This is a genomic window from Kocuria sp. CPCC 205235, from assembly GCF_040980905.1.
GTDB lineage: Bacteria > Actinomycetota > Actinomycetes > Actinomycetales > Micrococcaceae > Kocuria > Kocuria carniphila.
On the sequence record NZ_JAVKPR010000052.1, the window covers coordinates 1 to 5,287 of the forward strand.

Annotated in this window: 3 protein-coding genes and 1 pseudogene; 3 read left to right on the plus strand and 1 reads right to left on the minus strand. The window is 63.3% G+C overall.

Going from position 1 to position 5,287, the window contains the following annotated elements; translation table 11 throughout:
- Nucleotides 1–201 precede the first annotated feature (201 nt).
- Nucleotides 202–1,140 carry a tRNA (guanosine(46)-N7)-methyltransferase TrmB gene (gene trmB / locus RF638_RS15815; protein ID WP_368628973.1) on the minus strand — a complete coding sequence of 313 codons (939 nt, stop codon included), beginning with the start codon at nucleotides 1,138–1,140 and terminating at the stop codon, nucleotides 202–204.
- A 149-nt stretch (nucleotides 1,141–1,289) separates the two neighbouring features.
- Between trmB and RF638_RS15820 the strand changes: the two genes are divergently transcribed.
- The 3 genes and pseudogenes from RF638_RS15820 to RF638_RS15830 form a co-directional block, all read left to right on the plus strand.
- On the plus strand, nucleotides 1,290–2,519 hold the full coding sequence (locus RF638_RS15820) for a multidrug effflux MFS transporter (protein WP_095796391.1): 1,230 nt from the start codon (nucleotides 1,290–1,292) through the stop codon (nucleotides 2,517–2,519).
- A gap of 220 nt (nucleotides 2,520–2,739) precedes the next feature.
- Nucleotides 2,740–4,185, plus strand: a complete 1,446-nt coding sequence (locus RF638_RS15825) for a sodium:alanine symporter family protein (RefSeq protein WP_129699581.1) — start codon at nucleotides 2,740–2,742, stop codon at nucleotides 4,183–4,185.
- Between the two features lie 176 nt (nucleotides 4,186–4,361).
- Nucleotides 4,362–5,216, plus strand: a pseudogene (locus RF638_RS15830) (amino acid permease); the annotation flags it as partial.
- Nucleotides 5,217–5,287 lie beyond the last annotated feature (71 nt).

A 5,287-nucleotide genomic window follows, 5' to 3' on the forward strand; every position in this document is an offset into this window, starting at 1 on the left:
CGCATCATTGGCTATGCGCCCCGACCGATCGCGGCGTGAACACCCAGCACCACGCTCAAAGTTGAAGAGCCCAAAAAGGTTCTAACGGCACCTGAGGTGTTGGAGGCGGTTCTTTCGAACCCTGAGATGTTCCCCCTCGATGGATCACGCGCGGAGTAGCAGCCCACGCTACGTAGGAACCGTCATCCGCAACACCGATGATCACCGACGGCGGTACGTCAGGTCCCTCGGAATCCGCCCGGCCTCGGTGGCCTTGCGCTCGAAGCTCGTGAGGATGCGGCCGTCCCAGCGGGGAGCCCAGCCCTGCGCGGGGTTCTCGTCGGTCGCGGCGGGGCCGGGGTTTACATTCTCGAAGTCGGCGGAGGCGCCGTCGAGGACCTCGCGCATGACCACCGCATACTCCTGCCAGTCGGTGGCCAAGCGCCATAGCCCACCCTGCTCCAGCACGCGGGCGGCCAGCCCGGCGAACCGCGGGGATACCAAACGCCGCTTGTGGTGGCGAGTCTTGTGCCACGGATCCGGGAAGAACACCCACAGCTCATGGACGGAACCGGGTTCCAGCATGTGCTCGAGTACCTCGGGGGCGTTCGCCTGTGCCACGCGAACGTTGGTCACACCCGCCTGGGATGCCTTCATCAGCAGGTCTGCGATGCCCGGCTTGTAAACCTCGACAGCCAAGTGGTCCAGCTCGGGGTGCGCGAGTGCGTGATTCACGATCGCCTCACCCAAGCCGGAACCGATCTCCACCACCAACGGTGCCTTGCGACCGAACAGCGCCTCGTGGTCTAACCGGAAAGACGGGTCCACAGAGGTATCCGTCATGACGCGGGGGATGTCCAGCACCCACTGGGATGCGTATTCATCCCAGGCTTTTTGACGCTTGGGGGAGAGGCGATCCCCACGGCGCACGAACGAGTACGGCTGCTTGTGGAAGACCGGTCGTTCGCCCGGGGCCTTCGACGGCGCTGCCTCGCTACCGGCGGCCGCATCGGCGCCAGCGCGGGGGGCGGATTCGACAGCCGCCGCGTCCGCGGAAACCGAAGCGGCGTCGTCGGCACCGGAAGTGCCAGAAGAAGCGGAAGGAGCAGAAGAGGCGGCCTGCGGATCGGGAGTCTGGGAGGAATCATTGCTGGAGTTCATCGTTGAACATCCTAGGTCCCCGAGCGACATATTGACCCACCAGCAGGCAGCGAGGCCCTAGCATTGAGTGGCCCGCAACAGCCTCGAGAGCCCAGGATCAAGCCGGGAACCACGCAGAGCGGCGCACCACCCGAAGGAGCAGGACACCCATGAGTCAGAGTTCCGCCGAGTCCCACCCGTTCCGGAGTCGTTTGGCGCTGAACCCGCGGGTGGATCGTGTGGTGTTGATCGGTGCGCTGGGTATCCTCTCGGCGGTCAGCCCCATGGCCACGGACGTGTACCTCGCGTCCATGCCGGATATGGGTCAGTACTTCGAATCGACCGCGTCGCTCGTTCAGCTCACCCTGACCACCTACATGATCGGCATTGCGCTGGGTCAGTTCTTACTGGGCCCGCTGTCCGACGTGCTGGGTCGGCACAAGCTCATGGTCGCCGGCAACGCGTTGTTCGTGGTGGCATCGCTGGGCATCGTCTTCGCGACCACCATTGAAATGGTCCTGATTCTCCGCGGCATCCAGGGCATCGCCGGTGCGGCCGGGGTGGTGATCGCGCGCGCCATGGTCTCGGACATGACTTCGGGACGCACGGCCGCGCAGCTCTACTCCGTCCTGGCGCTGATTACGTCACTCGCGCCCGTGGTCGCCCCATTACTGGGCGGTGTGATCGCCACGGTGGCCCAATGGCAGGCAGTGTTCTGGTTGCTCACCGGCTTCGGCCTGTTGATGCTCGCCTGCTCGGTGTTCGTGATCCCCGAAACGCTCCCCAAGGCACGGCGCTCGCAGGGCGGTTTGGGCCGCATTGTGCGCAACGCGGTCACGGTCGTGAAGGACCGTCGATTCACGCTCTACGCCATGGTCTTCGCCTTCGGGTTCGGCTCGCTGTTCGCGTACGTCTCGGCATCCTCCTTCGTGATCCAGAACGTCATGGGCTACAGCGCCCTCGCGTACTCGGTGATTTTCGCCGTCAACGCCGCCGGTGCGATCGTCACCGCCACCCTCAACACCAAACTGGTCAAGAACCATGAGCCGCGCTCGCTCCTTCTCATGGGCGTGACCGGCATGAGCGTGACCGCGTGCCTCAACATGATCCTGGTGCTGCTGGGCGTCGTGGGTATCCCCACGCTGATCTTGCTGTTCCTCATGCAGTCCTGCATCGGTTTCATCTTCGGCAACGCGGTGGCCCTGGCTCAGCAACGCGCACACGCTCACGGCCTCTCCGGCACCGGCTCCGCGGTGGTCGGCATGTCCCAATTCATCTTGGGCGGCATCGTCTCGCCGCTGTCCGGTCTTGCCGGGGACCACTCCGCGGTTCCCATGGTGATCACGATGGCCGCGTGCGCACTCGTCGCACTGGGTGCGGTTCTCGCCGCCCGAAAGTAACGCACCTCCAGATTCACGAAAGACGACGACGCCGCTCGCGCGAGCGGCGTCGTCGGCGTCCTGAAGCGCAGGCTAAGCAAGCTGCGAAGTCGACACAAGCACCCGGGAAACACCCGGTACCTGGTGATTGGCCCTGAATGTGGTTCAATTCCACCCAACGAGATACAGCTCACAATCGGTGACGTATCACAGATCCCACCTCACGATCAGAGGCCTCTCTATGATTGATTCACTCACTAATGCCCTGGATACTGCAGGCGCTTTCATTTGGGGACCGTGGTTCCTCATCCCCCTGCTCTTGGGAACCGGTGTTTATCTGACCATCCGTCTGGGTGGTATTCAACTGTTCAAATTGATCCCCGCGCTGCGGCTCGCGCTGTTCGAGCGCAAGGACAAGGACGCCCTCGGAGGCGACGTTTCCCAGTTCCAGGCCTTGACCACCGCTCTCGCGGCCACCGTGGGTACGGGCAATATCGTGGGTGTTGCCACGGCTATCGCCATCGGTGGTCCCGGCGCACTGTTCTGGATGTGGGTCACCGGTGTTGTCGGCATGGCCTCCAAATACTCCGAGGCGTTCCTGGGTGTGCGGTTCCGTACCCGCGATGCCGCCGGTGAGATCTCGGGCGGACCGCAGTACTACTTGAAGCGAGGCATTCCTAACGGCTTCGGTACGTTCCTCTCGTTGTTCTTCGCGATCGCCGCAGTGCTCGCCTCCTTCGGCATTGGCAACATGACCCAGGGCAACTCGATCTCCGCGAACGTGGAGTCCTCGTTCGGTGTGCCCGTGTGGATCACCGGCCTGGTGCTGGCCGCTCTGACCCTGTTGGTCCTGGTGGGCGGCATCAAGTCGATCGGTAAGGTCACCGCCGGTCTGGTTCCCATCATGATCATCTTTTACGTGTTGGGCGCCCTGTACATCCTGATCGTGAATGTGGACGCCGTTCCCGCAGCCTTCGGGCTGATCTTCGGTGACGCCTTCACCGGAACCTCCGCCGTGGGTGGCTTCGCCGGTTCCGCGATCATCCTGGCCGTCCAGATGGGCGTCGCCCGAGGCATCTTCTCCAATGAGTCCGGCATGGGCTCGGCGGCCATCGCTGCTGCGGCTGCGCAGACCACCCACCCGGTGCGTCAGGGCCTGGTGTCCATGACCCAGACCTTCATCGACACGATCATCGTGGTGACCTGCACGGGCCTGGTCATCGTGACCACGGGTGTGTGGGATCAGGGCAGCGATAGCGCGGCCACCATGACCGGTGAGGCATTCACTCACGGTCTGCCCGGCGTGTGGGGTCACCTGATCGTGACCGTGGGCCTGGTGCTCTTCGCATACTCGACCATCCTGGGCTGGGCCTACTACGGCGAACGATGCATGGAACGACTCTTCGGCCGCCGCGCCGTAATGCCCTACCGCGTGTTCTTCTCGGTGGTCGTGTTCATCGGCGCAACGGTTCCGTTGGCTCTCGTGTGGTCCTTCTCGGACGTCATGAACGGTCTGATGGCGCTGCCCAACCTGTTGGGTCTGCTGATCCTGTCGGGGCTGATCGCTCGCGAGACCAGGCACTACTTGCGCAACGATCCCATGCTGCGGGCCACCAAGGGCGACGTGGACACGTTCATGAAGGACCACGACGGCGGTATCGACACGTACGAGCGCACCAACCGCTGACCATGCAGCGGCAGTCCGCACGGTGAACTGATCGAGCAGGCTGAGCATGTGAGACGACGGTTAAGGCCCCCGGAATTCGAATCCGGGGGCCTTAGCCGTGCCGAGATGCGGTCAACCCCGGCGCCGGTTCCACGTCGGTACTGGCCAGGCCGTGGTGAGGAGTACTCTCTGACGTTATGACTCACGAGCACGTGGCAGAAACTTCGCATGACCGACCCGGTCTCAGCCGAGGTCTCAGCAACCGACATATCCAGCTGATCGCGATCGGTGGCGCCATTGGCACCGGCCTGTTCATGGGATCGGGGCGCACGATTTCCCTTGCGGGACCCTCCGTGGTGTTCGTGTACATGATCATCGGGTTCTTCTTGTTCTTCGTCATGCGGGCCATGGGGGAGCTGTTGCTCTCCAACCTGCACTACAAGACGTTCGCGGATTTCGCTGCGGACCTCGTGGGGCCGTGGGCCGGGTTCTTCGTCGGTTGGTCGTATTGGTTCTGCTGGGTGGTCACCGCGGTGGCCGAACTCGTGGCGATCACCGCGTACGTCCAGTTCTGGTGGGCCGAGGTCCCGTTGTGGCTGCCTACTCTGGCGGTAGTGGCCGTGATTTTCATCCTGAATGTGGCCAGCGTGAAGAACTTCGGTGAGATGGAGTTCTGGTTCGCGCTGATCAAGATTGTGGCCATCGTGTCCTTGATCGTGGTGGGCGTGATCATGGTGGCCACGCGTTTCACGTCACCGGACGGTCACGTGGCTCAGGTGTCCAATCTATGGAACGACGGCGGCTGGTTCCCCAACGGTGCCATGGGTGTGGTCGCGGGATTCCAGATCGCAGTGTTCGCGTTCGTGGGCCTGGAACTCGTGGGAACCACCGCGGCCGAAGCGCGCAACCCCCGCAAGACCCTGCCCCGGGCCATCAACTCCGTGCCGGTGCGCATCCTGATCTTCTACGTCGGAGCGTTGCTGGCCATTCTCATGGTCACCCCGTGGAGCTCGGTGGATCCCGGGCAGTCTCCGTTCGTGTCCATGTTTTCCGGCTCTTCACAATCGAGGGTGTAGATCTGTCAGCGCGTCGCTCACCGGGTAGGGGTCGAGGTCTTCCGAGG

Excerpts from the sequence above, each read along its gene's own strand:
- trmB (WP_368628973.1), bottom strand. The coding sequence starts at position 1,140 with ATGAACTCCAGCAATGATTCCTCCCAGACTCCCGATCCGCAGGCCGCC.
- RF638_RS15820 (WP_095796391.1), top strand. The coding sequence starts at position 1,290 with ATGAGTCAGAGTTCCGCCGAGTCCCACCCGTTCCGGAGTCGTTTGGCG.
- RF638_RS15825 (WP_129699581.1), top strand. The coding sequence starts at position 2,740 with ATGATTGATTCACTCACTAATGCCCTGGATACTGCAGGCGCTTTCATT.